The 26,653-nt window shown below is 49.8% G+C and carries 25 protein-coding genes; 16 read left to right on the top strand and 9 right to left on the bottom strand.

Annotated features, from left to right (window positions below):
• Positions 1 to 585: 585 nt before the first annotated feature.
• Positions 586 to 3,084, top strand: a complete 2,499-nt coding sequence (locus tag KXJ70_RS03550; RefSeq protein ID WP_219042068.1) for a TonB-dependent receptor — start codon at positions 586 to 588, stop codon at positions 3,082 to 3,084.
• 75 nt (positions 3,085 to 3,159) lie between these two features.
• On the opposite strand, the gene KXJ70_RS03545 is transcribed toward KXJ70_RS03550, so the two are convergent.
• Positions 3,160 to 4,035, bottom strand: coding sequence for a lysophospholipid acyltransferase family protein (locus KXJ70_RS03545; RefSeq protein ID WP_219042067.1), 876 nt, complete (start codon positions 4,033 to 4,035; stop codon positions 3,160 to 3,162).
• Between the two features lie 279 nt (positions 4,036 to 4,314).
• On the opposite strand from KXJ70_RS03545, the gene KXJ70_RS03540 reads away from it, so the two are divergent.
• The gene (locus KXJ70_RS03540; protein ID WP_219042066.1) at positions 4,315 to 4,728 is read left to right on the top strand and encodes a PaaI family thioesterase; all 414 of its coding nucleotides are present in this window, start codon (positions 4,315 to 4,317) and stop codon (positions 4,726 to 4,728) included.
• Positions 4,729 to 4,813: 85 nt separating this feature from the next.
• Here the strand turns inward: KXJ70_RS03540 and KXJ70_RS03535 are convergent, their stop codons facing one another.
• Complete coding sequence (locus KXJ70_RS03535) at positions 4,814 to 5,302, bottom strand: winged helix-turn-helix transcriptional regulator (RefSeq protein ID WP_219042065.1); 489 nt, start codon at positions 5,300 to 5,302, stop codon at positions 4,814 to 4,816.
• A gap of 99 nt (positions 5,303 to 5,401) precedes the next feature.
• Between KXJ70_RS03535 and KXJ70_RS03530 the strand changes: the two genes are divergently transcribed.
• The 3 genes from KXJ70_RS03530 to KXJ70_RS19525 all read left to right on the top strand — a co-directional run bounded on the left by KXJ70_RS03530 (position 5,402) and on the right by KXJ70_RS19525 (position 7,178).
• The gene (locus KXJ70_RS03530; RefSeq protein ID WP_219042064.1) at positions 5,402 to 6,142 is read left to right on the top strand and encodes an SDR family oxidoreductase; all 741 of its coding nucleotides are present in this window, start codon (positions 5,402 to 5,404) and stop codon (positions 6,140 to 6,142) included.
• Between the two features lie 14 nt (positions 6,143 to 6,156).
• Positions 6,157 to 6,741: a 2-hydroxychromene-2-carboxylate isomerase gene (locus tag KXJ70_RS03525; protein WP_219042063.1), complete on the top strand. Its 585-nt coding sequence runs from the start codon at positions 6,157 to 6,159 to the stop codon at positions 6,739 to 6,741.
• Positions 6,742 to 6,833: 92 nt separating this feature from the next.
• Entirely contained in the window at positions 6,834 to 7,178 is a 345-nt protein-coding gene (locus tag KXJ70_RS19525) for an MliC family protein (protein ID WP_219042062.1), read from the top strand.
• A 7-nt stretch (positions 7,179 to 7,185) separates the two neighbouring features.
• On the opposite strand, the gene KXJ70_RS03515 is transcribed toward KXJ70_RS19525, so the two are convergent.
• Positions 7,186 to 7,905 carry a 16S rRNA (uracil(1498)-N(3))-methyltransferase gene (locus KXJ70_RS03515; RefSeq protein ID WP_219042061.1) on the bottom strand — a complete coding sequence of 240 codons (720 nt, stop codon included), beginning with the start codon at positions 7,903 to 7,905 and terminating at the stop codon, positions 7,186 to 7,188.
• Positions 7,905 to 9,224: a 30S ribosomal protein S12 methylthiotransferase RimO gene (rimO, locus tag KXJ70_RS03510; protein WP_439655074.1), complete on the bottom strand. Its 1,320-nt coding sequence runs from the start codon at positions 9,222 to 9,224 to the stop codon at positions 7,905 to 7,907. Before rimO ends, KXJ70_RS03515 begins: the two co-directional genes overlap by 1 nt.
• A 359-nt stretch (positions 9,225 to 9,583) precedes the next feature.
• On the opposite strand from rimO, the gene ybaK reads away from it, so the two are divergent.
• Genes ybaK through KXJ70_RS03495 form a run of 3 tightly spaced genes read left to right on the top strand, consistent with a single transcriptional unit; the run spans position 9,584 to position 11,710 of the window.
• Positions 9,584 to 10,048, top strand: a complete 465-nt coding sequence (gene ybaK, locus KXJ70_RS03505) for a Cys-tRNA(Pro) deacylase (protein WP_219042059.1) — start codon at positions 9,584 to 9,586, stop codon at positions 10,046 to 10,048.
• 51 nt (positions 10,049 to 10,099) lie between these two features.
• Entirely contained in the window at positions 10,100 to 10,825 is a 726-nt protein-coding gene (locus KXJ70_RS03500; RefSeq protein ID WP_219042058.1) for an SIMPL domain-containing protein, read from the top strand.
• A gap of 48 nt (positions 10,826 to 10,873) precedes the next feature.
• Positions 10,874 to 11,710, top strand: a complete 837-nt coding sequence (locus KXJ70_RS03495; protein WP_219042057.1) for a 2-keto-4-pentenoate hydratase — start codon at positions 10,874 to 10,876, stop codon at positions 11,708 to 11,710.
• Here the strand turns inward: KXJ70_RS03495 and KXJ70_RS03490 are convergent.
• Together KXJ70_RS03490 and KXJ70_RS03485 are read right to left on the bottom strand one after the other, a co-directional pair.
• Positions 11,693 to 12,196, bottom strand: a complete 504-nt coding sequence (locus KXJ70_RS03490) for a DUF2244 domain-containing protein (RefSeq protein WP_219042056.1) — start codon at positions 12,194 to 12,196, stop codon at positions 11,693 to 11,695. The genes KXJ70_RS03495 and KXJ70_RS03490 overlap by 18 nt on opposite strands.
• Before the next feature lie 64 nt (positions 12,197 to 12,260).
• Entirely contained in the window at positions 12,261 to 13,271 is a 1,011-nt protein-coding gene (locus tag KXJ70_RS03485) for a class I SAM-dependent methyltransferase (RefSeq protein WP_219042055.1), read from the bottom strand.
• 60 nt (positions 13,272 to 13,331) lie between these two features.
• Between KXJ70_RS03485 and KXJ70_RS03480 the strand changes: the two genes are divergently transcribed.
• Both KXJ70_RS03480 and KXJ70_RS03475 read left to right on the top strand, forming a co-directional pair.
• The gene (locus KXJ70_RS03480; RefSeq protein WP_255558177.1) at positions 13,332 to 15,818 is read left to right on the top strand and encodes an FAD-binding oxidoreductase; all 2,487 of its coding nucleotides are present in this window, start codon (positions 13,332 to 13,334) and stop codon (positions 15,816 to 15,818) included.
• Positions 15,819 to 16,057: 239 nt separating this feature from the next.
• Positions 16,058 to 16,480 (top strand): GreA/GreB family elongation factor, encoded by a 423-nt coding sequence (locus tag KXJ70_RS03475; RefSeq protein ID WP_219042054.1) that lies wholly within the window; start codon positions 16,058 to 16,060, stop codon positions 16,478 to 16,480.
• Between the two features lie 7 nt (positions 16,481 to 16,487).
• Here KXJ70_RS03475 and KXJ70_RS03470 read toward each other — a convergent pair whose 3' ends face one another.
• The gene (locus KXJ70_RS03470; RefSeq protein WP_219042053.1) at positions 16,488 to 17,657 is read right to left on the bottom strand and encodes an alpha/beta hydrolase; all 1,170 of its coding nucleotides are present in this window, start codon (positions 17,655 to 17,657) and stop codon (positions 16,488 to 16,490) included.
• A gap of 223 nt (positions 17,658 to 17,880) precedes the next feature.
• Here KXJ70_RS03470 and KXJ70_RS03465 point away from each other — a divergent pair, with 223 nt between their 5' ends.
• Entirely contained in the window at positions 17,881 to 18,333 is a 453-nt protein-coding gene (locus KXJ70_RS03465) for a MarR family winged helix-turn-helix transcriptional regulator (protein WP_219042052.1), read from the top strand.
• A 59-nt stretch (positions 18,334 to 18,392) separates the two neighbouring features.
• Here KXJ70_RS03465 and KXJ70_RS03460 read toward each other — a convergent pair whose 3' ends face one another.
• Complete coding sequence (locus KXJ70_RS03460; RefSeq protein ID WP_219042051.1) at positions 18,393 to 18,956, bottom strand: VOC family protein; 564 nt, start codon at positions 18,954 to 18,956, stop codon at positions 18,393 to 18,395.
• Between the two features lie 154 nt (positions 18,957 to 19,110).
• Here KXJ70_RS03460 and KXJ70_RS03455 point away from each other — a divergent pair, with 154 nt between their 5' ends.
• Genes KXJ70_RS03455 through KXJ70_RS03445 form a run of 3 tightly spaced genes read left to right on the top strand, consistent with a single transcriptional unit; the run spans position 19,111 to position 21,721 of the window.
• On the top strand, positions 19,111 to 20,325 hold the full coding sequence (locus KXJ70_RS03455) for an acyl-CoA dehydrogenase family protein (RefSeq protein ID WP_219042050.1): 1,215 nt from the start codon (positions 19,111 to 19,113) through the stop codon (positions 20,323 to 20,325).
• On the top strand, positions 20,322 to 21,341 hold the full coding sequence (locus tag KXJ70_RS03450; RefSeq protein WP_219042049.1) for a phosphotransferase family protein: 1,020 nt from the start codon (positions 20,322 to 20,324) through the stop codon (positions 21,339 to 21,341). Before KXJ70_RS03455 ends, KXJ70_RS03450 begins: the two co-directional genes overlap by 4 nt.
• Positions 21,342 to 21,343: 2 nt before the next feature.
• Positions 21,344 to 21,721: a DUF6285 domain-containing protein gene (locus tag KXJ70_RS03445; RefSeq protein ID WP_219042048.1), complete on the top strand. Its 378-nt coding sequence runs from the start codon at positions 21,344 to 21,346 to the stop codon at positions 21,719 to 21,721.
• A gap of 206 nt (positions 21,722 to 21,927) precedes the next feature.
• Here the strand turns inward: KXJ70_RS03445 and KXJ70_RS03440 are convergent, their stop codons facing one another.
• Positions 21,928 to 22,962 (bottom strand): AraC family transcriptional regulator, encoded by a 1,035-nt coding sequence (locus KXJ70_RS03440; RefSeq protein WP_219042047.1) that lies wholly within the window; start codon positions 22,960 to 22,962, stop codon positions 21,928 to 21,930.
• Between the two features lie 192 nt (positions 22,963 to 23,154).
• Here KXJ70_RS03440 and KXJ70_RS03435 point away from each other — a divergent pair, with 192 nt between their 5' ends.
• Positions 23,155 to 24,363 (top strand): acetyl-CoA C-acetyltransferase, encoded by a 1,209-nt coding sequence (locus tag KXJ70_RS03435; protein WP_219042046.1) that lies wholly within the window; start codon positions 23,155 to 23,157, stop codon positions 24,361 to 24,363.
• A gap of 82 nt (positions 24,364 to 24,445) precedes the next feature.
• A complete protein-coding gene (locus tag KXJ70_RS03430) occupies positions 24,446 to 26,593 on the top strand; it encodes a 3-hydroxyacyl-CoA dehydrogenase NAD-binding domain-containing protein (protein WP_219042045.1) in 2,148 nt (715 codons plus the stop codon).
• Positions 26,594 to 26,653: the final 60 nt, after the last annotated feature.

Raw genomic sequence — 26,653 nt, 5'->3', positions numbered from 1 at the left:
TCTTTTACCAATCTTTATCGCCGGAGCAGTGTTGACCGCTGCGCAATGTTTGATTTGATAAAACTCCTGTGGCCGTGTGAGCGGGGCGGCGTTTAGCCCGAACGTCAATAAAATTAATTTTCCCGCACGTTCTTCCTTATAAGCTCTGACACTATTTGGCGAATGACATTGCAAGGCAATGATGTCAGCTCCCTTCTTTCTTCGCCATCGATTCAAGCACTTTTCCCTAAGTATTAATACCTATAAGTCTCGTGCTTGCGCGTGGCAAATATTGGTGATATCTTCCTGAACACCAGTGTTGATTAAAGCAATAAGAAGCTGGCGGGCAATGTATGATAATAACAGTGCAGAGGAAGCCAATGTTATACGGCTCTTATCTACTTAGTTCGATTTCAATTTTTACTCTGAAAAAGATCCTCTTAGAATAAATTTAAATTCAAAATATGGCAGTAGTGAACTAGTGTGATTCATATTTTATGATGTGGCGCGCAAATTATGCGTGCGTGTTCTGTTGCGTTACTACTTGGTGAAACATTAGTCCGGGTAATTAAATAATAAGTATTAAACAAAAATCAGGAGAGATGCATGCAAGTGCCAAAGCCTAGAATAAAGTCCATGCTGCAAGAGATAAGAAAGGCGAGAATTAATGCGAACTGCCGATTGGGAGGGCTTCTACTTGTCCCCTTTATCATCGCCACTTCTAATATCGGTACTGCTGCGGAAGCCGTCAGTGAAGGCAAGGAGTTCACGATTGAGGAGGTTTTAGTTACTGCTAGACGCCGTGACGAGTCACTTCAAGAGGTACCTGTCAGTGTCGCTGTGGTGACATCTGAAAGTATTGATAAATTAAATATTCGAAAATTAGAAGACATGCAGTCGGTCGTCGCGGGCTTAACATTGGAAGAAAATTCTATTGCGCCAAGTTCATCATTGCGCGGTGTTCGCTTTGATACCTTTGCAAGTGGATTTAATCCCACTGTCGAATTTTACCTGAACGATTCTCCTATTGTTTCTTTGGCAGCCATACAAGCGCTATTTGATATTGGTCAAATTGAAGTGTTGCGTGGACCCCAAGGTACTCTGCGTGGGCGAGCCTCACCGTCTGGGGCGATTACAATTACGACCCAAAAACCAGATTTACAAGAGTTAGGCGGCTATGTCGATTTAACCTCATCCAGCAATGGCGGAGGAAATGCGAAAGCGGCGATTAATCTTCCTCTCGTTGAAGACAAAGTGGCAATGCGTTTTGCAGGATTTTACGAGGAAAATGATGGCAATGGCGTGCGCAGTATTAATAGCACCGACCGATCTGATTATACCGGTGAAGGCTATCGCGCGTCTTTCCGTGTTGAACCCACCGATGTCTTATCGATCAATTTAATGCATCAGAAAATTTCGCCGGATCGCAAGACTTTGTTTCAAATGGAGTCCGCCAATATTGCTGATCCGTCGCTGGCGGCGAGTCCAAGAACTATTCGCAGCGGTGATCGTTTGGCGGTAACCAATTATGCCGAACAAAGCAGCCAAGATATGGCGCGCAGCGGAGTTGAGATAGCGCTTGATCTTGGCGAATTCACCTTGAATTATTCCGGCTCGAAAACCGATATAAAGGTTCGGCGGAAGACGCCGTATGAAAGTGGCGATCTCGGCGATTTCTTTGATGCGAGCTATAATAATCCCGCGCTTGATAATATTGGCCAACAGCTTTCGGGAGATACGAGTGGTAGAAGTCACGAGATTCGTGTGGCATCGAATGAGCCGTTGGCTGGTAGATTTAACGTTATTGCTGGTTTATTAATTCAGGACAATAACTCAGAAAACGATATTCTTAATCCTACCGCCTTATTCGCTCAGGTTTTAAACCCCGCTACATTTGCCGGTAAAACGCTGACGCCGATTACGTCGGTAACTAAATCAAAAGAAAAGTCGGTGTTCGCTAACGTGACTTGGGATCTCACTGAGCAGGATGAAATCTCACTGGGGCTGCGTCGCATCATGTTCGAGGCCATGTCTAGCGTAGATCTAACTTCGCAAGGTGTGACGACTAGAGTGTCTAACTTTGATGAGGACTGGGCAGAGACTATTTATCTGCTGTCTTACCGTCACCAGTTTACCGATGAGTTAATGGCATATGCGACTGCGGGCAGTTCTTGGCGTCCGGGTATTTCGGTGGTGGGTGATTTCAGCGTGACGCCTAGTGCGAGGGAGCGCTCGTTTATAAGTTTAGAGCCGGAGACCTCTGATTCAATTGAGTTTGGTGTAAAGTCAACTTGGCTGGATCGTAGATTGACGGTTAATGCCGCCGCGTTTTATCAACAGTTTGAAGACTACCCGTATCGCGCGCCAGGCAATGGCGTTAATTATATTTCAACCTCGACTCGAGATGGGGTTAATTTCACTGACACGGTTGCTCAGTTTAACTTTGTTAGTGCAGTGCCTATCAATGTTTACGGCATAGAAGTTGAGTCCGGATTCCAGGCAAGTGAAAATTTAAGTGTCGGCGCGCTGTTTAGCTATTCTAAGGGTGAAATTGATAACGGCACAGTGGCTTGTAACGACTATCTACCTGCCGACGGGCAACCCGATTCAGGAGGGAGCCCATCGGTATCTGATATTCGCAACGGTACGGGAGGTGATACTGTCGGTGCTTGTGTTGTCAATTATCGTTCGAATAATGCACCATTGTGGACGGCGACTTTTAGTTCTGAATACAGCTTTCCCTTTGTGGGGCTTGAAGCCTATGTTCGCGGTTTAGTGACAATGTATGGAAACTCAGAGAATGATCCGAGTAATCCAATTGACGATGTGGATGCCTACAATACCGTAAATGCCTACGCTGGTATCCGCGATCCCGAGGGCAAGTGGGAAGTTATGTTCTACGGTAAAAATGTACTGGATACAGAGCGCGTAAGCTATCGTGAAGCAAGCCCGGCGACTGCAGACTATCAGGTTTTACAGTTTGGTAATCCTGGTAATCCCACGCAGGTCACCGGTGCTCAGGGCGGAACTGGAGTAAGTAGCTATCGTCAGATTGGTATGAATGCTCAGCGCGAGCTAGGTATCAATTTCCGTTATAATTTCTAAGTAGCTGTTTGTAAAAAAACCTCGGCATTTGCCGAGGTTTTTTGCATTTAGGGCAGCTAGTTTTGCGGTTGTAAATTAGTTCGTTAGTAAACGCCGGATACGTCCAAAGTGTTGCTTCTCCTCATCTCGACGTTGGAGCAGTGACTTAATCATCGTAGTGATTTCCCCCGCGACCTCTTCGCGAAGGGAGATCATTGTCTTTTGAGCAAGTCGCTTACCTTTGTATTTACTAAGGTCTAATGGCTCACCAAATTGGATATAACACTTTTGCGGCTTCGGAATCAGTGTCCGGAACAGGCCTAGGGGAATGGGTCCCATTAAATCACTTCGGGTATTTTCATTGATAAGGCCGAGTTTGGTGAGAGCGCGTCCGACTATAGTGTTAGGAAGATCTTCTCCTTCAATAAGGTGGTCATAAAAATCTTCTGGCCCAACAATGGCGGTGGGCACAATGGTGTAGCCGTGTTTGGCTGCTAGCTTGATGAACCCGTAGCGTTCCTTCCACAAAAGTTGGTACTTTTTGTCGGCAGTCTTGGTTGCCTCATGTGCACCGCCGGGAAATACAATTAAATCGCTGCCATTTTCCATCAGCGCAGAGCACACCTCGGGATGACCAATTACAACACCTTGGTTTAGCAATACGCTTTCGTTGATGGGGTTCCATAAAAACTTGTCGCTGAGCGCGCGTATAAATCGGCCATGTTCAGCGAGCATTGGCAGGCCAATAATGGGACCGTCGACGGCGTACATCGCGTGATTTGCGACAAATAGACAGGGCTTGCCAGGGATATTCTCAATATCAAGGATTTGAGGCTGAAACATTCGCTTGATGATTTGATAGCTGAAATTTCGCACCTTAGACTGGGGCGGCCTTACTTGTAGGACTTTGTCTATATAGCGAACTAAGTCTTGCCCGCTATAGGGTTCAGCGTTTTTGTCGGTAAATGCCATGTGGTGATCCTACTTGGGGCGTGAACGGCCACGTATCTTAGCAGAGCAGGATGTTTAAAAGTAATTTGCTGACTACATCATTCGGGGTTGGAATTCCCGTGTTTATGACAGACTGTTTTAGCCGTCGCTTTGATTTGAGTTGTGATTCAGGTGGTGGTCTTGACAGTATTGCGGTTGGCCCAAGGGAATTATGTCGTTTTAAAAGAGAGCTTAAATAGGTATTGTGTCGATGGTAAATTAATCGGCACAAGTAGTCTTTGAAATAGATGGGATTTGTAAATGGACATAAATGACGCAATACCAGTAGGTTTTGAATTACTTGATTCGGCCCCTGGCTTTGATACTCATATGGGTAATATTTATATAAAGCACGTGGGTGAGAAGAAAGTGCTGGGGTTTCGGGTTCGAGATCATCATCTTAATATGGCCGGGACCTGTCATGGCGGCGTACTTGCTTATCTTGCCGACATGCAGCTACTGTCATTTGAGGAGCAAATAAGCGGTGAGAATGTTCATTTTCCCACCAAGAATTTGGATATTGATTTTATTGCGCCGGTGCCCCCCGATGCGTGGATAGAAATTGAGGCAGATCTGGTAAGAGAAACTAAAGGATCACTTTATTCGCACGCCGTGATGAAGGTCGACGGCCGCATCGTTGTGCGAACCACCGCTTGCTACCACATTTCGAAATAACTAGCGGCTAACTAGCAATAGCGTTCTTAGCGAGTGCCCAAGTCGAAAAAATACAAAAGCCGATATGCGGAAAGTCATAATGTCGTTAACGGCTTTTACTGGGCAGGAATTCATCTAAATGACCCTGCCAGCTCGTTGCGACCTCAACTTTTATATCTTTTGCGGTAATGGCTTTACCACACACTGAGCAATGTGTGGTGGCGTGCATTTCCTGCCCGCAGGATTTGTGGATATGAATGATGGGTGCGCCGCGTTCGTCGCTCATATGTTTATCGCCCCAGCCAACTAGTCCAAGTATCACGGGGTGGAGCTCCAGTCCCTTTTCGCTGAGCCGGTATTCTTCGCGTAACGGTCGCTCTTGGTAGGGGGATTTGTAGAGCACGCCGTAACTCACCAGCTTTTTAAGCCTATCGGTGAGCACGTGGCGGGTAACGCCAAGGCGTTGTTCAAAGGCGTCGAAACGTCTTACCCCTAAAAAACAGTCCCGGAGTATGAGTAAAGTCCAGCGATCGCCGACCACCGCGAGGGTGCGAGCGAGTGAGCAGGGTTGCTGATCAAGGTCTTCCCAGCGCATAGAACAGAATCCTAAAGAACACAGGCACTAGAATAAATTGACAAGTTCTAAAAAGGAACCTATATTTCGTTAGTTCCAAAAAAGAACTTATGGTGATTTATGAACAATAGCAAACAAGAAAAGCAGGTGGCGGTGGTTATCGGCGCCGGTGATGCGACTGGCAGTGCTATTGCCCGTCGCTTTGCTCGCGAGGGATATAGTGTGGTGGCAACGCGTCGCAATGCGGACTCCATGCAAACACTGCGTGAGGAAATAGAGGCTGAAGGTGGCGTGGCGCATACGCTGGCGTGTGACGCTAGAAATGAAGAGGCCATGGTCGATCTGTTTGCTTCGATTGAGCGGGATATTGGCCCAGTGGGCGTGGTGGTTTTCAATATCGGCGCGAATGTGATGTTTTCGATCACTGAGACGACGGCAAGGGTGTATCAAAAGGTCTGGGAAATGGCGGCGTTTGCGGGTTTTCTCACTGGTCGAGAGGCGGCTAGAGCGATGCTCCCGCGCAACAGCGGTACGATTATTTTTACCGGCGCTACGGCATCATTGCGTGGCGGAAGTGGTTTTAGTGCTTTTGCCAGCGCCAAGTTTGCCCTGCGGGCATTGGCGCAAAGTATGGCTCGCGAACTCGGTCCCCAGGGTATTCATGTGGCGCACTCCATTATCGACGGCGCGATTGACACGGCCTTTATTCAAGACAACTTTCCGGAGAAATACGCTAGTAAAGCGCAAGCTGGCATTCTCGATCCCGACCATATTGCCGAGCAGTATTGGCAAATACATTGTCAGCCCAAAGACTGTTGGACCCATGAATTTGATTTGCGTCCCTGGCAAGAAACTTTTTAAAGGCATTGAATAACATGAAAAAAACAGTGGAATTCTTTTTTGATGTAGGTAGTCCGGCGAGTTATGTGGCGTGGACGCAACTGGCGACATTGGCAGAGCGTACCGGGGCCGAAATTATTTTTAAGCCGATGTTATTAGGTGGCGTATTTAAAGCGACTGGCAATCAGTCGCCGGCGATGATACCCACCAAAGCGCGCTATATGATGATGGATTTACAGCGCGCGGCAGATCACTACCAAACTCCATTTAGCTTTAACCCGTATTTTCCAGTTAACACCCTAACCTTGATGCGCGGTGCGGTGGCGTTTTTAGACACACCGCGGTTTCACGACTATATAACTGCCATTTTTACGGCACTGTGGGTAAATGAGAACAACATGACCACCACGGAGGGCGTGAGTGAGGTTCTCAGTTCAGCCGGTTTTGATCCGGCGGAAGTTCTCGCTTTGTGCGAACAAGATGCCGTGAAAGCGCGCTTAAAAGAGATTACGAATGAGGCGATAGCGCATCATGTGTTTGGTGCCCCGACTTTCTTTGTTGGCAACGACATGTATTTTGGCCAGGATCGCCTGGATTTCGTCGAGCGCGCTTTACAGTAAAGTAAGCCGTAATTTTGACGGGACGCTTGCGATATTCCAAATAGTAATGCCAACGTCCCGCGCCAAAGTTTATCCAGGCTACCAGGCAAGATATGCGACATGTTTTTGGGTATCTAATTTTGTTGTTGTCTGCAGCTAGCCTAGCCGCCTGCAGTGCGGATGATTCCGCGGCGAGAGAAAATAGTTTAAAACCGGATCAGGGTTCTAGTGTATCCGTAAGATTTAAGTGCCAAGACTTTGGGGCGCTTGAAGTCAGATTTCTGGGGCCGGATAGGCTGCAATTATTCAGGAGCGGGGAGGCGGAAGTATTAACAAGGGAGCGGAGCGCGTCTGGAGCTCGCTACGCCAATGCCGATACCCGTTTTTGGAATAAAGGAGACGAGGCGCTTTTAACTATAGATGGGCGAGATTTTCACTGTGTTGTATCAGCTAGATAGTGTGGCTTTATAAAAACAAGCGGCCAATCAAGGTAGAAACGGCAGTTTCGGTTTTTAAAATGCGGGAGCCAAGGCTGAAGCTCTGCAAGCCAGCGTCGATCAGTTTTTCGCATTCGTAGGGGATAAACCCACCTTCCGGGCCAATGGCCAACACACAATCTTGCTGCACTTTTTGAGGTGGACTTTGTTCCGAATAGGGGTGGGCCAGCAGCCCTATTTTGTTTTCTAGCAGGCTGGGCAGCTCGTCTTCCACAAAGGGTTTAAAGCGCTCAGCTCGTCGCAGCGTTGGCAACACCGTATCGCCTGCTTGTTCCAGGCCTTCTAGCATGGCCTTGTGCAGCGTTTCCTCGCTGACGAGGGGGCTTTGCCAGTAGCTTTTATCAACGCGATAACTATTGAGCAGAATGATCTCTGATGCGCCGAGTTCGGTCGCTGAGCGAATAATTCGCCTCGCCATTTTGGGTCTGGGCAGGGCAAGTAATAACGTCAGTGCCAGTTTCGCAGGCGGCGGGCTGTGCAATTCAAATTCAATGCTCACGCTGTCATTGTTAATTGCAGTGATGCTGGCGCTGCCGGTGAGGCCATTTAACATGCCCACTTTGAGGGTGTCGCCAAGCTTGGCGCGCAGCACATTGCGAATATGTGCTGCGCGGTGGTCTGTTAGCGTGATGTTATGCGACGTGGGATTGCAGCCTACGTCTTCAGGCTGCAATAGCAGCAGGTTCATTAGGCGGGTTCAGCCCACAGATCGTAATCGTCAGAATCGATGATATTTACGATCAGGGCATCGCCGGGTTTCACGTCGGTAAAGCCGTCCAAATACACTTTGCCGTCGATTTCTGGCGCGTCGGCGACACTGCGGCCGATAGCGCCTTCTTCATCGACGGTATCGATAAGAATTTCCTGTTGCGTGCCGATTTTGGCGCGCAGGCGCTTGGCGGAGATATCCTGGGCGACCACCATAAAGCGCTGCCAGCGATCATTTTTCACGTCTTCTGGCACTTGCTCGTCTAGTTCATTGGCGGTGGCGCCCTCAACTGGTGAGTATTCAAAGCAGCCGACGCGGTCGAGCTGGGCTTCTTGTAGCCAATCCAGCAGCATTTGGAAGTCTTCTTCAGTTTCACCGGGAAAGCCGACGATAAACGTTGAGCGAATGACTAAGTCTGGGCAAATCTCCCGCCATTTTTTAATGCGCTCCAGGGTTTTTTCCTGGTGAGCGGGGCGCTTCATGGCTTTCAGCACTTTGGGACTGGCGTGCTGAAAGGGAATATCGAGATAGGGGAGAATTTTGCCCTCGGCCATAAGCGGAATGACATTGTCGACATGGGGGTAGGGGTAAACATAGTGCAAGCGCACCCAAACACCCATTTCTCCTAAGGCTTCGCACAGTTCCAGCATGCGGGTTTTTATTGGGCGACCATCCCAAAAGTCGAGCTTGTATTTGGTGTCTAGGCCGTAGGCGCTGGTGTCTTGTGACACCACCAAAATTTCGCGAACGCCGGCGTTGACCAAGCGCTTGGCTTCTTCTAGCACACTGCCGATGGGGCGGCTGACTAAGTCACCGCGCATAGACGGGATAATGCAGAAGCTGCAACGGTGGTTGCAGCCTTCGGATATTTTTAAGTAGGCGTAATGGCGGGGAGTTAATTTAACGCCCTGCGGTGGCACCAAATCGATAAAGGGGTCGTGCTGTTTATTGGCGGGAGCCCATTCGTGAACGGCGCCGACCACTTCTTCGTATGCTGCTGGGCCACTAACGGCCAGGACGTTGGGATGCACGGCGCGAATTTTGGCATCGTCACCCATGCAGCCGGTCACGATAACCTTGCCGTTTTCTTTTAGAGCTTCGCCGATGGCGTCCAGTGATTCTTGCTTCGCGCTATCGATAAAGCCACAGGTATTGACGACAACCACGTCGGCGTCATCGTAATTTGGCACAATGTCGTAGCCGTCGATACGCAATTGGGTGAGAATACGCTCGGAATCGACTAGGGCTTTCGGGCAACCCAAACTCACGAATCCAACCCGTTTTCTTGCGTCTGACATACTCATATTGTGCTCATACCTGGCGGCGTCTAGTGAATTTGGAAAAGCGCGCAATTTTAGCACGACCGCTCGGCTAGCCATATACGAAGTGGGGTGTTTGCCTGCGACGATAGCGTTAATAGTGCTGAAAGTGGCCCTAAGCGGAGTGTTGGCGAGGGAATGATATTGCGAAATCCACCAAAGCAGCCATTCATGGGTGGCTTACGCGGCAGTTGTAGCGACGGTAGTGGGGCGGTTCGATTCAATCTTAATATTGCGCCGAGAACGCCTCCTGTTGAGCTCAAAGGCGGCATTAAATTGGGAACTAGGGTGTGTGCTTGCGGTCAACTGCAGGCTTGGGGAGGCGGTTTGGCGCGGATATGACACCAGCAGTTAATTTGCTCAAAAAGCAGAAGGTTTGCCATACCGTCCACTCTTATGGTCATGACCCAGGCAGCGCGTCGTATGGCTTGGAGGCCGCAGAGAAACTCGCTATTGCACCTGAGCGGGTATTTAAAACCTTGGTTATCACGTTGAACACCGGTGATCTTGCCGTGGCGATATTGCCCGTGTCTGCAAAACTAAATATGAAGCAGGCAGCCAAGGCATTGGGTGCCAAGAAGGCCGCAATGGCGGGGCCTGCCGAGGTGGAGAGAACGACGGGCTATGTGTTGGGTGGTGTTAGTCCTCTGGGGCAGAAGAAGTTATTGGCTACCGCGATTGATGAGTCAGCGCGGAAGTACGCTACTCTGTTTGTTAGCGCTGGCCGGCGCGGATTAGAGTTAGAATTGGCTCCGGAGGATTTACGGGCGCTAACTCGAGGTGTTTTTTTCGAGCTCATTTAATAAAGCTTGGTGGTTAAAAGCGAAAATTCGGATTGGAACGGGGAGATTGGAATGACTAATTCTAAAAGTTCGGCGGCCAGTGCGCTGATTTTGGGGATTTCGCTGGTCTTGGGACTTGCGGTACTCGGTGTCCTGCTCGGTACCGCAGTGACGCAATACCGCCAGTTTGAGCGCAGCGTGACGGTAAAAGGCTTGTCTGAGCGGGAGTTTACCGCCGATATTGCGATCTGGCCGCTGCAGTTTACCGAAGCCAGCAACGATCTGCCCAAGCTCTATATCCTGTTAGATGAGCGAATCGCGACGATTAAATCCTTTTTGCGCGACAAGGGTTTTTCCAGCGATGAGATATCTGTGTCGGCGCCAGCGATTACCGATAAATCCGCCCAGCAATATGGCAATAACGGTGGCTCGCCATTTCGTTATACTTCGGAGCAGACGGTAACGGTATACACCGACAATATCGAAAAAGTGCGCGAAGTGAGTCGCGAGCTGTCTGAACTAGGTCAAAAAGGTATCGCCTTTAACGGCAATAATTATCAGGCCCAAACCGAGTATATTTTTACCAAGCTCAATCAGGTTAAACCGACGATGATTGAAGAGGCAACGCGTCAGGCGCGCGCCGTTGCAGAGAAATTTGCCGCTGATTCCGACAGTGTATTAGGCAAAATTAAGCGGGCCTCGCAGGGCCAGTTTTCAATAAGTGACCGAGACAAAAACAATCCGCACATTAAAAAAGTGCGCGTCGTGTCTACGGTGGAATATTATCTTTCAGACTGATTTAACATTTGGTTTGCCTGATTTACTCAGGGTTTTACGGTTGGTGAAATGCAGCAATTTTTAAAGGTAATAAAACTGGTGTTAGCACTTAGCTTATTCGGTGCTGCCACAATAAGCTGGGCTGACAGTGACGACGAGGCGAGTTCAGCGTCGGTAAAAGCATTGCAATGGCGCGGTGCTTATCAGTCTCAGAAATTGAGTCTTGATAAAAAGCTCGGTGGGCGTGTACCCGAAGGCTTTAAAGCTGGGCTTACCTCCCTTGCGTCGCAACAGCAGTTTCGCAGCGATCGCGCCATCATGGGCGTATTGCTACCCGGCGCAAAAATCGATTCAACACAGGCGATAAACCTTACTAACTTTAAGAAAGGCATGATCGAGGTCGAGTTGGCTTTTCGGTTAAAGCAGCCAATAGAGCATGCGGTGGCCGACGTCGCGAGCCTAAAGAAGCTGGTGGCCGATGTTGCCCCTGCGGCGGAATTACCCGACTTGGGGTTTAAAGCCGTTGGCGCGCCAAGTGTTTTTGAGATTATTCGCGCCAATGCGGCGGCGCATAGCTTTGTTGTTGGCGAGCCAGTGGCTATTGGCAGTGTCGATATTGATGCGATAACCGTGGGCTTGCATCACAATGATCAAATTGTTTTTTCAGCGCAGAGTAATTCGCTTATTGGCGGTGGCCAGTGGCCAATGCTGCTTGAATTAATTAACGACCGTGTGGCGCAGGGCTGGGTTATTTATCCTGATCAATGGCTATTGACCGGTGCGCTGGGACAGATGTTGCCCCTGCAAGCAGGGCGTTATTACGCCTCCTTCGGAGAGCTTGGGGTCCTGTCCTTGTTGGTTGAAGCGAATGCGCCGATTGCGCCACTTTCAAACGCGGATTATTGAATCCTCGCAATAGTGCCTAACTGGCAGATGTCGGCGCAGGGTGCTAAGTAGCTGCTGGCTATCGTCTTTATTTAAAAAATCACCAATTGAAACCTGTTCACCGCAGTGGCTAAGACTGATGTGTAAGGGGTCCCAAGGGTGGGGCTTTACCGTAACGAGTATGTAGCTGGTGTTTCTGGGCCACCGCCAGCTGCGTTCGTGGTGTTGATGACCAAGGTCAATACTCAGGGTTTGTGGGCTAAGACTGACAATTTGCTGTATTTGCAGACTTCGAAAAGTTCGGCCCAGTAACAGCCACATGATCAACAGCTCTAAACCCATAAAGGGCAGTACCAGCCAGGCGCCGATGGCAATGAAGCCGGCACCAAAAAGGGTGTTCACGGCCATTACTGCAAGTAGGATGCGGCGGTTTTGATCCCAGCTAGCAGAACAGTTAGGGCGCAAAATGATTTCTGCGCTGTCTTCGTGGTCTTGAATTGCAATCATAATGCTCAGCCTCTTGCCTAATTAGAGTCTAGCAGTTGCGGCGTTTTCTGCGTGTTGGCGCGGCCTACGCTTTTTGGTACACCATTAGTGCGTTGTGCGTTGGGTCGCCACTTTGATACAGTTTTTCGCCACTTCCCCTGAAGCCCGAGCTACTTAGCCATTCGTCTAAAAACCTTAAGCTATAGAAATTTCTCAACTCATTGGCATTGTAATCCCAGCTTTCATCGGTACCCATATTAAACACATCGTGGGCAAGCCCAACGATAGCTTGCATATCCTCATTGTGCGCATCATGGTCGCGAACAATGAGGTAGGCCCCCGGTTTCATCGCATCGCGAATATCGCTAATAAATTGCTCGCGCAGTGCTAGCGGGCAGTGGTGAAAGCCGATATAAACGGTGACTAAATCTAGTGAATTACTCGGAATGCTGTCACCTAGCATGGAGGCGTAGTTTGCAAGTGGAATGTGGGTGCCAGCCTTCATTATTTGACCGCGATCAATCATGTCGCTAAGAGAGTAAGTGGCGGTTTGCTCGGCTAGAAAGAAGCGTTCGCCAACGATATTCAAGTCTTCTTCAAGGGCATCCACATAGCGACCGCTTGAGCCTATTTCTAGATAGCCTTCGTAGCGGCGATTCGTATCTAGTAGTTCGCAGGTTTGAGCGCGCATTGTTAGCTTTTGCTTATTTAAAGCGGGTAGCGCAAATGTTAATTCCGATAAAAACGGCTTAATATTGCCAATATTCTGTTGTAGCTGTTTATAGACGTTTTCATCTGCGCTGTATGATTCTGCAAAACTCTGGATTAGGGCGTGAAGCTCGTGCTCTGGGTAGAGGCGGAATACATTCACCAAGAAGTTAAAAAATTGCTCGCGCAACTCGGTGTTGCGATAAATATAGGAAAAATTGCCGCCAAAACTGTCGATCAGTAAGGGCGGTACAGACGGAAAAGGCGCGGCGGTGCTATCAATATTAGGTGCTGCGACGTCATCTGCTGCTAAAGTGTGTTGTGTCAGTAGTGACGCAGACACTAGCGAAAGATATTTGATAACTTGTCGGCGTGAAACATTATTCATTTTTGTACTCACTGCGCTAACAGGAATTCTGCTGTTATACATTAAAAAGGGAGTTTGAGCTTGTCGGAATTTGCGGGATCAAAATGGGTGCGTCCTTTTAAGGTGTTTTGGGCCTTGCTTCGTAGTTTAGCAGCGCTATTTATTTTTGCTGTAGTGCTTTCGCTTATTGCGACAGCTGTGGTGGTGATTCGGTCTGGCGATGATGAGTATGTGCCGCCGGTGATACCGCAGATTGTGAACGACGTAACGCATTTAAATGCGGTAAGGGTAGGGCAGGTGATTGCCCCGCGCACCGTGTCTGAGATCCAGCAAGCCCTGCGTGACACTGAAGGTCGAGTGTCGATTGGCGGTGGTCGCTACAGTCAGGGCGGCCAAACTGCCTATCCAGATAGCCTTCATATCGATATGCGCAATTTTAATAAAGTGCTGTCGCTAGATGTTCAAAATAAGCAGGTTTCAGTTCAGTCGGGTATTAGTTGGCGGCAGTTGCAGGCGGAGATTGACCCCCATAATTTGTCGGTCAAGATCATGCAAACCTACGCCAACTTTACCGTTGGTGGCTCGCTTAGCGTAAACGTTCACGGCCGCTACATCGGGGAGGGGCCGCTAGTTGGCTCAGTGCTAGGCCTTAAACTGGTGTTGGCAGACGGCTCTATAGTCAGTGCCTCGCCGACGGAAAACGCGGATATATTCTATGGTGCCATTGGCGGCTATGGTGGTCTGGGCGTCATTGTCGAGGCGACCTTGCAATTGGAAGATAATGTGCCGGTTGAGCGCCGCACTCGGGTGATGCCGGTAGAAGATTATGCTAAGTACTTCCGCGAGGCTGTTCGCGACAATAATGACGTGGTATTCCACAACGCCGATATTTATCCCCCTGATTTTACCGCATTGCGCGATGTGAGCTGGTACGCCAGTGACAAGCCCGTGACGGAAGTTGAAAGACTGATAGCCAAAGATCAGGATTACCGAATCGAAGTGGCGCTAGAGAAGTTTGTTGCCGGTTCAGATTTTGGCAAGTGGACTCGGCAATATCTCATAGACCCCATATTGTACTACCCCGCGAAAGTGGTTTGGCGTAACCATGAGGCCAGTTACGACGTTGCGGAATTAGAGCCGGAAGATCGCTCCCAGTACACCTATGGCTTGCGTGAGTACTTTGTACCAGTAGATCGCTTTGATGAGTTTGTGCCAAAAATGCGCGACATATTTCAGCGCTATAAGGCGAATATTATTAATGTGAGTGTTCGCCATGCTAAGGCTGATACCAACACCTTGCTGTCGTGGGCGCGCTCCGAGGTATTTGCCTTTGTGGTGTATTACCGGCAAGGCACCGACGCGGCGGCGAAAGACGCGGTAGGCGCGTGGAGTAGCGAGATGATTGATGCGGCAATCGAAGCTGGCGGCGCCTACTACTTGCCGTACCAGCTACAGGCCAGTACCGAGCAATTTAAGGCAGCTTATCCCCAAGCTAACGACTTTTTCGGGCTGAAGTGGCGCCTCGACCCCAACAATCGCTTTGTGAATATGCTGTGGGCTAAGTACTACCCGTTCAACACCGATTTAATGGCCGCTACCCGCGACGACATTGGCGAATATTATCGCCCTGTCGAGCAAACTTTACTGACTATCCCTGAGTGGTATTTGGTATTTCAGCCCAAGGAATATGCGGATTATTTGGCCGATGGCGGCGATCCAAGCCGTTTTCCATTTCTTGCGAGCATAGATGAGTACTGGGCCTTGTATGATCGGGTAATGAGTTTAAGTGCGGAAAACTACCCCGCCAATTCAGAGTACCGCACCATGCTGCGGGTGATTGGTGTGAGCACCACGCTGGAATATTTAGCGAAAGGCGCATATGAAGCCAGCCTGGGACGGCTGAGTCGTTGGTCAGCTGATGGCGAAGACACTGCCGAAGATAAATTGATTCAGCAGGCGCATCGCGCTTACAGCCAACTTATTTACGATGAGCCCTGGTACGAATTTGATTTTGCCGGCTGGCGAAATAGAATTTGGTCTGATACGCCGCTGTGGGGTGAGCACGCCTTTCGCAAATGGGAGCGAAAGCTATTCTTTAGTGCCGAATTTGGGCTGAAATCACTTTATGCCAAGTTGATTAAATACGCCGCGCAATCTACCTACGGTGAGACTGATAAGCGGATTTACCTCACTGCGCAGCGGGTGCAAAGCAATAGTATTCGTCTACCTAAAGAGCCGGAAGGATCAGAGGTTGTAGCAACCGGTGGCGATGATTACATTATGTCGGTGCCGCGTTGGGGTGGTTTTACCGAGATCCTGCCTAAGTTTTCAATTAGCGAATGGACGATTAGCGATATCTCTGGAAACCATCAAATTGCGGTGTCCTTGCTGGTGGATAAAGACGCAGATGTTTCGTCCTTAGGTGCGCAGGAATTATTTCGTTCATCACTTGTTTCTAAGGAACAGCGCGCCCGCGTTATTCTTATGGTGGCGGTGGCGGATCTCGCGCAACTTATTGTTGATGTGCAGGGCGCGGGATTTGAGCTTGAACATATTTATGATTATTAACAGAGCGTCGGGCGCTTGCTAAGTTTTTTAAAGCTGCTAATCTCAGCGCCATGAATACTGCATTGTTTTATGTTGTTAAAATTTTCAATTTCGGCGCTGTTTGCGCTGGGATTTTTGTCGCCTTCCTCTCCCAAGGCGATTGAGTTTTACTCAGTCGCCCGCCACACACCAAGCTAATCGTAATTCATTAGACGCGGATATTTTTAAATTCCGCAGGGTTTTTGCTATGGAGAAAAGTAATGCAAGATTTAACTCATATCCCTATTTTTGTTAAGCAGTCAGACTATCAAGTCTTAAGTGAATTTCTTCGTCGCAATCGATCAGAGGCAGCGCAGGACTTGCAGTCAGAGTTAGATCGTGCAGACATTGTTGAGGACGGTGATTACAAACACGATTTCGTTTGTATTAATTCCCTGGTCACTTTTATTGATTTAGATTCACAGTCGAAAACGAGCGTTACCTTGGTGATGCCTTGGCAGGCAAACGTCACGACATTGAAAATCTCCGTGCTGTCGCCAGTGGGATGCGCACTATTGGGTTTGCAAAAGGGCAGTGAAATAGAGTGGCCGCTATTGAATGGCAAGGTGCGGCGCTTGTCGGTGCAGAATATCGCTATTCCGGCCTGCAAAAGCGAGCGCCGTCAGAGTGCAAGTGCTGGCTAAGCGCTAATTACAATAAATCTTGGCGAGCGAGCCAGTCACCACACAGTTGAATGGCTTCCTTTAGTTGCGCTTCCTGTCCGAAGTAATAATGGGTGGCACCCTTAATTTCGTGCATTTCTTTGTTGTCGTGAGCTATCGCATCAAAGATTCGCGCGGTGTGGCTCGGTGTGCAGGCGTCGTCAGCGCTGTTGCCAATAACAAGGGCGGGCACGCTGATAGTCTGGGCGCAGCGCAGTCCGTCTGCATTGGAATCGTCGTAACTCCATTGCGATAGCCAGCTGCGCAGCGTGCAAAAACGGGCGAGACCAACGGGACCGTTATTGACCACCTCAGGGTCACCCAAGTAGCACCAACGCGGCTTGCGGTCATTGGCGTCAATAGTTGGGTCTAGCCAGCGCGGATCAGCCATGGTGCCGTGTACCACAAAGGCGAACTCATCGTTGGCTCGGCCGCTATTTTTTAGACTTGCCAGTTTATCCTTTACCCACGCCGTTATTTTGCGGTTACGGGCAATTTGTGCCGCGCGGTAGCGCTCTAAAAACGCCGCAGAATAGGGTGGCTGATTCGAATTTTGTGGATTGTATAGATCAAGTTCCGGGTCGCGGTGATTTGGGTCTTGTTCATCTAAAATCGATGCGTCCATCCACTCGGTCAATGTGTGGGTGCGGCTGATGTGGGCTGCCAGCATCATAATGCCATCGGCGGGAATAAGGCCTTGAATTGTGAGGTCTACCGCATCGCCTGCGGGTGTTTCAGTAATGGTGGGGTTTTCTGCCTGACTTTGGTAGAACATCGACAGCGAGCCGCCGCCGCTCCAGCCCGCCAAGATAACTTTGTCGAAACCAAAGGTTTCTTTGGCGTGACGAATGCAGTTACCTAAATCAATAACGACTTTTTCCATGATCAGTGCGGTGTCATTGCCGGGATATCGACTTTGGCAGTAAATCACCGGATAGCCAGCCTTGGCCAGCTCGGTAATCATCGGTAGGTATTCGCCGCCACCCACGGGATGCATAAACACAATGACATTGTTTGTTTTCGGTTCTGCCGGACGCAGCAGATGTGACTTCAAGGCGCCAAAATCCATTGGCCCGCCGTAGGTCTCTTTAAATGGGCTTTTGTCTTGATAGAAAATTAAATAAGGTACGCGCTCGTAGGCTTTTTTCTTATTGGTCATGACGATACTCGCTGCTTGCTCACAAGAAAAGTATGTGTGGCAGTAGAGCAATTCTTAGATAATATGTCAATTATCTTTACTAAAATAACGATAGCTATGCTGGTTATTCTAGGTCGATACCGCATACAATGGCATGCTTATCGTACTCGTAAATGTATTTACCTTGCGCTTATATGTCACGAGTAGCGGTGCATTTAAGCACCGTATATGCCTGGATAATTGAATGAAAAAAATAGCAGAGCATCAGGATTTTTTGATTGGCACCTTGGCTTACGCCTTGTTCTGGATGGACGAGAGTCTGCAGGCCAGCCTAGAAGCGGCGGGCTGGGAGCGAATGAATCGAACCAAATCAATGATCATGATAAGCGTGACCGTGGGTATCAATCGCCCCGCGTTCCTGGCGCGCAATCTAGGTGTCAGCCGGCAGGCCATTCATCAATTGTTGCAGGGTATGAAGGATGACGGTTTGCTGGAGCTGGTGCCAGATCCCGCCGATCGTCGCGCTAAAATCGTTCAGTTTAGTAGCGCCGCCGATAAAATTCGCCAAGATGCAGAAAAGGCTATTATCGGCATAGAAGACGAGCTCGGTAATCGCATTGGCAAAGCCCAATTAAAACAATTAAAGCAGGCACTGAGTAAGGGCTGGGGCCCGATCGTTGTCGTGCCGCCGGTCTAGTGCTCCTTCAATTTCATGTTTAAGGAGTACCCGTGGAGTGATTGCTAATGCCCGCTTTGTTAGCGGGCGCGTTTATCAATTTTAGCTGCACCAAAGGTTTCTTCTTTAAGTGGGCGAGTTTTTTCGGTCCAAGCCGCCAGTGAACTTCGCGCATTGTTGTTGTGTTTTTGCATTAGCGACGGGTCCGGAGCGCGGCAAGTAATTTCGACTTGTATGCCGTTTGGGTCATACATATAAACCGAGTGCACAAAGCCGTGGTCAACCGGGCCAAGGCAGGTTTTGCCGGCGTCATTGATGTGCTTGTGCCAGGCCAGTAAATCTTCCATGGTTTCTGCTTCTAAGGCTAGGTGCATGTCGAAGCTGTCTTTGCGGCCAAAATCGGCTTCTTTTGAAATGCCGGGTTCGTCAAAAAACGCGAGGTAGTTGCCGTCGCCCATCTCAAAGAAAATATGCAAAAAATTGCGATTGCGGCCGAGTCCTTCACCAAAGTCGATGTCTTCCTCAAAGGCAGCAGCTAGTTTTAAGCCAAGCACGTCCTCGTAAAACCAGCGAGTTTGCTCTGCGTCACGGCAGCGGTAGGCGGCGTGATGAATATTGTGTAATGGCTTTAGTGATGCGTTCATACTGATCTCGCTACTCAGGTAATGGCTATTGTTGTTATTGTTGGTGTATCACAGTGATATTGCCGTTATCATATATAAAGTCAATTTACTTGACAATAAAAAGGCGTCTTGTTTGTATTGCCAATATTTATAATCATAAGAATAGGGGTGTGTTGTGAGCGAATCTTCCGGGTGGTTTGACGTTCGTCAGCGGGCTAAGGCATTTCTGGAACAGCGTATATATCCTGCTGAAGCCGTGTTGCAGGGCGCAGATAAGGTGGCCTCTGAGGCCAAGCTTATGGAGTTGGTGGTCGAAGCCAAGGCTGCAGGTTTATGGGCTTTGGGGCACCCTAAGGAAATCGGTGGGCAGGGCATGCCCTTTCTCGATTACGTTTATATCAATGAAGTGATTGGCCGCTCTGAATACGCCCAGCGCGTATTTGGCACTTATTCCTTGCAAGACTCCTTGATGCTCAAACAATACGCATCGCCACAGCAGCAGGAACAGTATTTGCGGCCCTTGGTTGCCGGTGAGATTTGCCCGAGTTTTGCCATGACCGAGCCAGCGCTGGCCAGCTCAGATCCAACGCAATTGCAGACCAGTGCGGTACTTGAAGATGGTGTCTGGCGTATCAATGGCCACAAGTGGTTTACCACCGGTGCGGATATCGCCGCCTATACAACCATTATGTGTCGCACGGAACCTGAAGCCCCTGACCACAAAGCTTTCAGCATGATTTTGGTTCCCACCGACGCGGCGGGCTATGAGATTGTGAGAGATACGCCGCTACTCGGGTTAAATAGCGGCCATTTTGAAGTGAAATACAAAGATATCCGTGTGCCTGAACATCACCTGCTTGGTGGTCGCGGCGAGGGCTTTGTGATCGCGCAGCGACGTCTTGGGCCCGGACGAATTTTCCATTGTATGCGCTGGCTGGGTCAGGCTCAGCGCGCCTTCGATTTAATGTGTGAGCGCCTACATAGCCGCAGTGCGTTTGGTTCTAGCCTCGCAGATAAGCAGCTCATGCAGCAACACGTATTTGATAGTCTCGCCGAGATTCAGGCTTGCCGACAGCTCACCTTGCACGCTGCGCGTTGCATAGACAGTGGCGACGCTGCGCGGGTGGAGATTGGGGCGATTAAAGTGGTGGGCGCGCGCATGCTCCACAATGTGGTAGACCGGGCTATTCAAGTGTATGGCGCGGCGGGCCTTACCGACGATACGCCATTGAGTCGAATGTATCGCCACGCCCGCGAGGCCCGTATCTATGACGGCCCAGATGAAGTGCATATTCAATCGGTTGCCAGGCAGGTATTAAAGCGCTATCGCGACAATGGTCAGGGCTGGGATTTTGGCGAGCGCGATGCGGAATGGGCGGGTGCTCTGTGAGTGAGGCGGCGGCAGTGACGGCGCCAACAACAAGAGCGGAGGATTTGCTGGCGCCCTTGGAAAAAGCACTTTCAAGGCAGTTTGCTGAGCCTGTTACTATTGCGGAGCTGCGTCGTCTGACGGGGGGAGCGGCGGCTCAGACCTGGGCATTCACCGCCGTGACGTCGCAGGGCGAGCAGGCGCTGATATTGCGCCGCGGCCATGATGCCAGCCAATTTGGCGGAGCGCTTGGCAAGTCGCAAGAGGTTTACGTTCTTGGTGCTGCGGTTGCCGCAGGCGTGCCAGCACCGGCGATAATGCTAGAGTTAAGTACTGAGGATGGCCTGGGCGAAGGATTTATCATGGGTCATATCGCTGGTGAAACCCTGCCGCAGAAAATACTCAAAGATCCGCGCTACGCTGTGGCTAGAGAAAAAATGGCGGGGCAGTGTGGCGGCATTTTAGCGGCTATCCACGCTGTGCCGCTAAAGACCGTGACGGGATTGCATCGCGCTCTGGCGGCAGATCAAATTGCATTTTATCGACAGGCTTATGATGGCTATCAGCAAGCCCTGCCGGTGTTTGAATACGCGTTTCGCTGGCTGGCCGAACATATTCCGCCTTGTACCGAGGAAACCTTGGTGCATGGTGACTTCCGCAACGGCAATTTGATGGTGGACGACGACGGTATTCGCGCCGTGCTCGACTGGGAGCTGTCGCATATTGGTGACCCCATGGAAGACTTGGGCTGGCTCTGTGTAAATTCCTGGCGCTTTGGGCGAATTGACAAGCCGGTGGGTGGCTTCGGCGATCGCGACAGCTTATACCAAGCCTATTCGCAGGCGAGCGGCCGACAGGTTGATCCCAAGGCGGTGACATTTTGGGAGCTATTCGGTGTGCTCAAGTGGGGAGTCATCTGCCTATATCAATGCGATATGCATTTGAGTGGCCGCGAGCGCTCACTGGAGCGAGTTGCTATCGGCCGCCGCGTTTCCGAGTGTGAGCTGGATATTCTCGATTTATTGCGGGGAAAATAGACGTGCCAGTAAATAAACCAAATATTAGTCAGCTATGCGATGCCTTGCAGTCATTTTTAGAAACCGAGTTAGCGCCAGCGGTCAGCGACAGTGCGCTTAAATATAAGCTCAAAATTGCGGGCAATGTGCTGGGGATCATCGCCCGCGAGTCTGAGTTGGGTGAGGAATTTAAGCGCCTAGAGAGTGACCAACTCAATACCTTATTGGGTGATGACGGCTCAGAAGGAAATCAAAACCAGCGGCTGATCAAGCTGATAAATAGCGCGGATATCCTGTCTCAGGAAGACGACATACTCGCGGCCTTGGAGCGCATTACCCTTGCCAAAATGGCGATAGATAATCCGCGCTATGCCAGTTATGTAAAGCATGTTGACCCCTAAATGCTGGCTTTAGGGCCTTATTGTGAGCTCAGGGTAGCCGAGGGGTGAGTGATTGTGGGCGATTTTATTGCTTATTTTTTTCGTAAAAAGCAGAAAGTCGCCCAGCGGGTGCGAAATGAAGTCTCGCGGGAATCTGTAGTTTTTGGCGCTGACAAATACAAACCAATGGTAAGGCCTATGCGCTGGGTTTTAGGCCGACGGGTAATTTAAACTTTAGCTCCGCTTTCGAGAGAATCAGCGCCCAAGCTATGATTATCGCGGTACTGGTGCGGCGTCACCCCTGTCCATTTTTTGAATGATCGGATGAAGGCGCTGGGCTCTGAGAAGCCGAGTTGATAAGAAATCGTTTTAATCTCTCTATTGTCGTGTAACAAATAGCCAATCGCGGTATCCCGGATCAGTTCGTTTTTGATTAATCTATAATCACATCCCTCCTGCCGGAGGCGGCGGCGCAAGGTTTGCGGTGTTAGTCCAAGTGACTCGGCCATGTCCTCGTAGCTGGGAATATCCGGCAGTGATTTTTTTATTATTCGTCTGATTTTTTCACTGTAACTGCTGCCTTGATTTGGCGTGAGGAGAAATTCGTGGGGCACCCGCGATATATAGTCTTCCAGCTCGGCGGTTGATCGTATTATTGGCAAGCTAAGGTATTGGCGATGAAACACGATTTCACTGTGGTCTTGGCCAAAGCGGGTATCGCTAAAAAACAAATAGTGGTACTCGCCACTGTGGGTCGGCGCCGGATAGTTCAGGTTAACTCGATGAAGTGGGATTGTGCTGCCTGTCAGCCAGCTTAAAAAGCGGTGGTTTATCATCAGGTGCTGTTCGTAAACCCAGTCAGTTAATGTCAGTCCCAGGTCTGCCTGGAGTCGGTAACTTATGTAATCGCCGCTGCGGACCAGCGCCAGGCTAAAGCCAAAATCGAATAAATTATAAAAGCTGACATTGCGCTCTATGGCTTGCTTTAAGTTTGCGGCGCTTTGCTGGTAGTGGGCTAGTGCGTGAAACGTACCGTGCTTTTGTGGCTGCCGATAATGCCCCATGCCTTCGTCGCCAGTGGCGTCGGTAATCCATAAATTTAGCTGCGACAGCTGTGTGGGCGTGACTCTGGCGCGCTGGCTATTCACTATTTTGGGGTCTATGCCGGCGCGCTCAAGGAGTTCCTCGCAATAGCGTTTTGGCAGCCCGCAGCCGGACACCATATTGCGGATAAAGGCGATGGAGATGGTTCTGTTTTCCATAAAATACCGCGAGAATTTAGCCTGATTATTTCCCCGCAGACCAGTTTTTAGTCGCAGGCGCACACTTCAGAGTTTTCAATACTAACTTGTAACATAATGTCTATCGTATGTCATTGACGGTCATTGCGGAAAAGGGGTTTGAGGGCGAACCTCTTGACCACGCAATAATCACGTCAGTCAGGGACAAAAAGTATGGCTAATACAGCTTTCATCTACGACGCAGTTCGTACACCACGCGGTAAAGGTAAAAAAGACGGTTCGCTACATGAAGTGAAGCCGGTTGACCTACTTGCCGGTTTACTTAACGGTTTGCGAGACCGCCACAATCTCGATACCAGCAAAGTCGATGATGTCATTATGGGATGTGTCACCCCCATCGGTGAGCAGGGCTCGTGTATCGCCAAAACGGCTTTATTGAAAGCGGGTTGGGATGAGCGTGTTGCCGGTTTTCAGCTGGATCGCTTTTGCGCTTCGGGCCTTGAAGCGGTCAATCTTGCCGCGCAGAAAGTGGCGTCAGGATGGGAAGATCTTGTCGTTGCCGGCGGTGTTGAGTGTATGTCGCGGGTGCCAATGGGCAGCAACGGCGGCGCGTGGGGCGAAGATCCGCAAACCGCGTTTGATAGCGCCTTCGTACCGCAGGGTGTGGGCGCCGACTTGATCGCAACCTTGGCTGGGTTTAGCCGTGAAGATGTTGATGCCTTTGCACTTCATTCTCAGCAAAAAGCAGCGGCTGCAAGAGACGCCGGGTACTTTGATAAATCCGTTATGGCGGTTAAGGACGAGAACGGCGTAACTATTCTTGAGCGTGACGAGTTTATAAAGCCCGACAGCAGCCTGGAGGGCTTGGCACGGCTAAAGGCATCATTTGAGTTCCACGGTTCACTGGGCTATGACGACATCGCGCTTGGTAAGTATCCGCAGGTGGTCAAAATTAACCATATCCATACCCCAGGTAACTCCTCAGGCATTGTGGATGGTGCTTCAGCGGTACTGATTGGCAGCGAGAAAATTGGCGCCGAGTTGGGCTTAAAAGCCCGCGGCCGCATTGTTGCCACGGCGGTTACCAGTACCGAGCCGACCATTATGTTGACTGGTCCCGCGCCGGCTACCTGGAAAGTGTTGGAAAAAGCCGGTATGTCTATCGACGACATCGACCTGTTCGAAGTCAATGAGGCGTTTGCATCGGTAGTGATGCGCTTCCAAAAAGAAACTGGTGTTCCCAGTGAGAAAATTAACGTCAATGGCGGCTCTATCGCCATGGGTCACCCTCTTGGCGCGACCGGTGCCATGTTGGTCGGTACCTGCTTGGACGAACTCGAGCGTCGTAATTTGCGCTTTGGTTTGATCACGCTATGTGTTGGCGGTGGCATGGGTATCGCGACCATTATCGAGCGGGTATAGGGTCAGAATTCACAATTTGAATTGGCGGCTGACAGGTACCTCCAGTTGGCATTGACGACAAAATGAATGAATAGGTAGCGCAATGAGCGGAACATTTAATTACGTAAAAGACAGCAATAATATTGTGACGGTGACCATGGACATGAGTGGTCCAGTCAACGCAATGAACGATGAATATATTGAATTAATGAGTGCAACAATTGAGCGCTTGGAAGCCGAGCGCGCCGACATTGCCGGTGTGATCTTAACATCAGCCAAGAGCTCTTTCTTTGCCGGCGGTGATATTAAAAACATGCTTAAAGCAGTACCCGGCGTAGACGAGCCCGCCTTGTTTGCGCAAGCGGAGTCAATTAAAGGCATGTTACGCCGCTTGGAAAAGTTAGGTAAGCCAGTGGTTGCGGCTATCAATGGCGCGGCATTAGGTGGCGGTTATGAGATATGTCTAGCTTGTCATTATCGCGTCGCGCTGAATTCACCGGCGGTGTTGATTGGTTTGCCGGAGGTGAGTTTAGGCTTACTACCTGGCGGCGGCGGTGTCGTGCGTTTAGTCAGTAAAATGGGTGTTGAAAAAGCGATTATGCCCCTGCTTGAAGGCACGCGTTTTAAGGCCGATAAAGCGGCCGCATTTGGTTTGGTCGAAGAGCTGGCAACTGATACAGACGACATGATGGCCAAGGCGAAGGCCTGGATTTTAGCGAACCCGGAAGCGGCAAACCCCTGGGATATCAAGGGCTTTAAAATACCCGGTGGCGATTTGCGCAAGCCAAATATCGCCCAGATGATTCAAGGTGCGGTGCCCATGTTGGCGCAAAAAACCAAAGGCTTAATGCCCGCGCCTGCGAAAATTTTGGATGTGATAGCGAATACCCTGCGGGTAGATTTCGATACCGCTTTGCGTATAGAAAGTCGTGCATTAACGAGCTTGGTAACCACACCGCAAGCGAAAAATATGATGACCTTTTTCCTGCAAATGAATCAGGTCAATGGTGGTGGTAGCCGGCCAAAAGACATTGCTAAAAGCAAAGTTAAGAAAGTCGGCATTTTGGGCGCGGGCATGATGGGCCAGGGAATCGCCTATGTTTCTGCTCTTGCTGGTATGGATGTGGTCTTGAAAGATATTAGCCAGGATGCCGCAGATAAAGGCAAGGCGTATACCGAAAAGCTGTTGAACAAGGCGCTAGAACGCGGTCGTATGACCGAAGACAAGAAGGCTGGCATTCTCGGTCGCATCACGGCGTCGGTAGATGCGAAAGATTTGCAGGGCTGCGATTTAATTATCGAAGCGGTGTTTGAAAGCGTAGATCTTAAGCATGCAATGACAAAAGAACTGGAGCCACTGTTGGCAGAGGGCGGCGTTTGGGGTTCGAACACCTCTACTTTGCCAATTACCCTATTGGCAGAAGCCTCTGCCAAGCCTGAGAACTTCATCGGTATTCATTTCTTCTCACCGGTCGACAAGATGCCGCTGGTGGAAATTATTGTTGGTGATAAAACTTCGCCAGAAACCTTGGCGAAGGCCTTTGATTACGCGCAGCAAATTAAGAAGACGCCAATTGTCGTTAATGACTCTCGCGGCTTCTTCACCTCGCGGGTATTTGGCACCTTTGTCGATGAAGGCGCGGTGCTGATTGAAGAAGGCGTAGAGCCGGTATTGATTGAAAATCTCGCTAAATTAGTGGGCATGCCAGTTGGTCCATTAGCTGTGCACGATGAAGTAAGCCAGCAATTAACGACGAAGATTGTGGCTACCAACCGCGAGCTCAATGAGCGCCTCGGCGACGATATGAACGTCGATACCGCAACTGGTCGTATGTCTAAAATCTTTGTTGAGGAATACAAGCGGAACGGTAAAGCCTATGAAGGTGGTTACTACGATTACGCAGCAGATGGCAGCAAGGCGATCTGGCCAACAATCCGTGAGCGTTTTGTTAAGCCGGAAATAGAGCTTCCGAATCTGGATATTAAAGAGCGTATTTTGTTCAGGCAGGTTGTTGAGTCGGTTCGCTGTTTAGAAGAAGGCGTATTGAAATCGGTTGCGGATGGCAACATCGGTTCAATCATGGGAATAGGTTTTCCTCCTTACACTGGCGGTGTTTTCCAATATATCAATACCTACGGCGTGCAGAAGTTTGCAGACCGCGCTGCCGAGTTAAGCGCGTTGTACGGCGAACGCTTTACACCACCAGCACTGTTGTTGGAAAAGGCCGCTGCGGGCGAACAGTTCGTTTAATTTAGCTTTTCTATAAAAGAGGCGGTGGGAATTTCTCGCCGCTGAAAAAATATTTAGTAA

This window comes from Zhongshania aquimaris (assembly GCF_019312595.1).
GTDB classification, from domain to species: Bacteria; Pseudomonadota; Gammaproteobacteria; order Pseudomonadales; family Spongiibacteraceae; genus Spongiibacter; species Spongiibacter aquimaris.
The sequence above is the reverse complement of the archived record's forward strand: the minus strand, read 5'-3'. Positions and strand labels throughout refer to the sequence as shown.

What these genes read in the sequence shown, in the direction of transcription:
- KXJ70_RS03550 (WP_219042068.1), top strand. Translation starts at nt 586, where the DNA reads ATGCAAGTGCCAAAGCCTAGAATAAAGTCCATGCTGCAAGAGATAAGA.
- KXJ70_RS03545 (WP_219042067.1), bottom strand. Translation starts at nt 4,035, where the DNA reads ATGGCATTTACCGACAAAAACGCTGAACCCTATAGCGGGCAAGACTTA.
- KXJ70_RS03540 (WP_219042066.1), top strand. Translation starts at nt 4,315, where the DNA reads ATGGACATAAATGACGCAATACCAGTAGGTTTTGAATTACTTGATTCG.
- KXJ70_RS03535 (WP_219042065.1), bottom strand. Translation starts at nt 5,302, where the DNA reads ATGCGCTGGGAAGACCTTGATCAGCAACCCTGCTCACTCGCTCGCACC.
- KXJ70_RS03530 (WP_219042064.1), top strand. Translation starts at nt 5,402, where the DNA reads ATGAACAATAGCAAACAAGAAAAGCAGGTGGCGGTGGTTATCGGCGCC.
- KXJ70_RS03525 (WP_219042063.1), top strand. Translation starts at nt 6,157, where the DNA reads ATGAAAAAAACAGTGGAATTCTTTTTTGATGTAGGTAGTCCGGCGAGT.
- KXJ70_RS19525 (WP_219042062.1), top strand. Translation starts at nt 6,834, where the DNA reads ATGCGACATGTTTTTGGGTATCTAATTTTGTTGTTGTCTGCAGCTAGC.
- KXJ70_RS03515 (WP_219042061.1), bottom strand. Translation starts at nt 7,905, where the DNA reads ATGAACCTGCTGCTATTGCAGCCTGAAGACGTAGGCTGCAATCCCACG.
- rimO (WP_439655074.1), bottom strand. Translation starts at nt 9,224, where the DNA reads ATGTCAGACGCAAGAAAACGGGTTGGATTCGTGAGTTTGGGTTGCCCG.
- ybaK (WP_219042059.1), top strand. Translation starts at nt 9,584, where the DNA reads ATGACACCAGCAGTTAATTTGCTCAAAAAGCAGAAGGTTTGCCATACC.
- KXJ70_RS03500 (WP_219042058.1), top strand. Translation starts at nt 10,100, where the DNA reads ATGACTAATTCTAAAAGTTCGGCGGCCAGTGCGCTGATTTTGGGGATT.
- KXJ70_RS03495 (WP_219042057.1), top strand. Translation starts at nt 10,874, where the DNA reads ATGCAGCAATTTTTAAAGGTAATAAAACTGGTGTTAGCACTTAGCTTA.
- KXJ70_RS03490 (WP_219042056.1), bottom strand. Translation starts at nt 12,196, where the DNA reads ATGATTGCAATTCAAGACCACGAAGACAGCGCAGAAATCATTTTGCGC.
- KXJ70_RS03485 (WP_219042055.1), bottom strand. Translation starts at nt 13,271, where the DNA reads ATGAATAATGTTTCACGCCGACAAGTTATCAAATATCTTTCGCTAGTG.
- KXJ70_RS03475 (WP_219042054.1), top strand. Translation starts at nt 16,058, where the DNA reads ATGCAAGATTTAACTCATATCCCTATTTTTGTTAAGCAGTCAGACTAT.
- KXJ70_RS03470 (WP_219042053.1), bottom strand. Translation starts at nt 17,657, where the DNA reads ATGACCAATAAGAAAAAAGCCTACGAGCGCGTACCTTATTTAATTTTC.
- KXJ70_RS03465 (WP_219042052.1), top strand. Translation starts at nt 17,881, where the DNA reads ATGAAAAAAATAGCAGAGCATCAGGATTTTTTGATTGGCACCTTGGCT.
- KXJ70_RS03460 (WP_219042051.1), bottom strand. Translation starts at nt 18,956, where the DNA reads ATGAACGCATCACTAAAGCCATTACACAATATTCATCACGCCGCCTAC.
- KXJ70_RS03440 (WP_219042047.1), bottom strand. Translation starts at nt 22,962, where the DNA reads ATGGAAAACAGAACCATCTCCATCGCCTTTATCCGCAATATGGTGTCC.
- KXJ70_RS03435 (WP_219042046.1), top strand. Translation starts at nt 23,155, where the DNA reads ATGGCTAATACAGCTTTCATCTACGACGCAGTTCGTACACCACGCGGT.
- KXJ70_RS03430 (WP_219042045.1), top strand. Translation starts at nt 24,446, where the DNA reads ATGAGCGGAACATTTAATTACGTAAAAGACAGCAATAATATTGTGACG.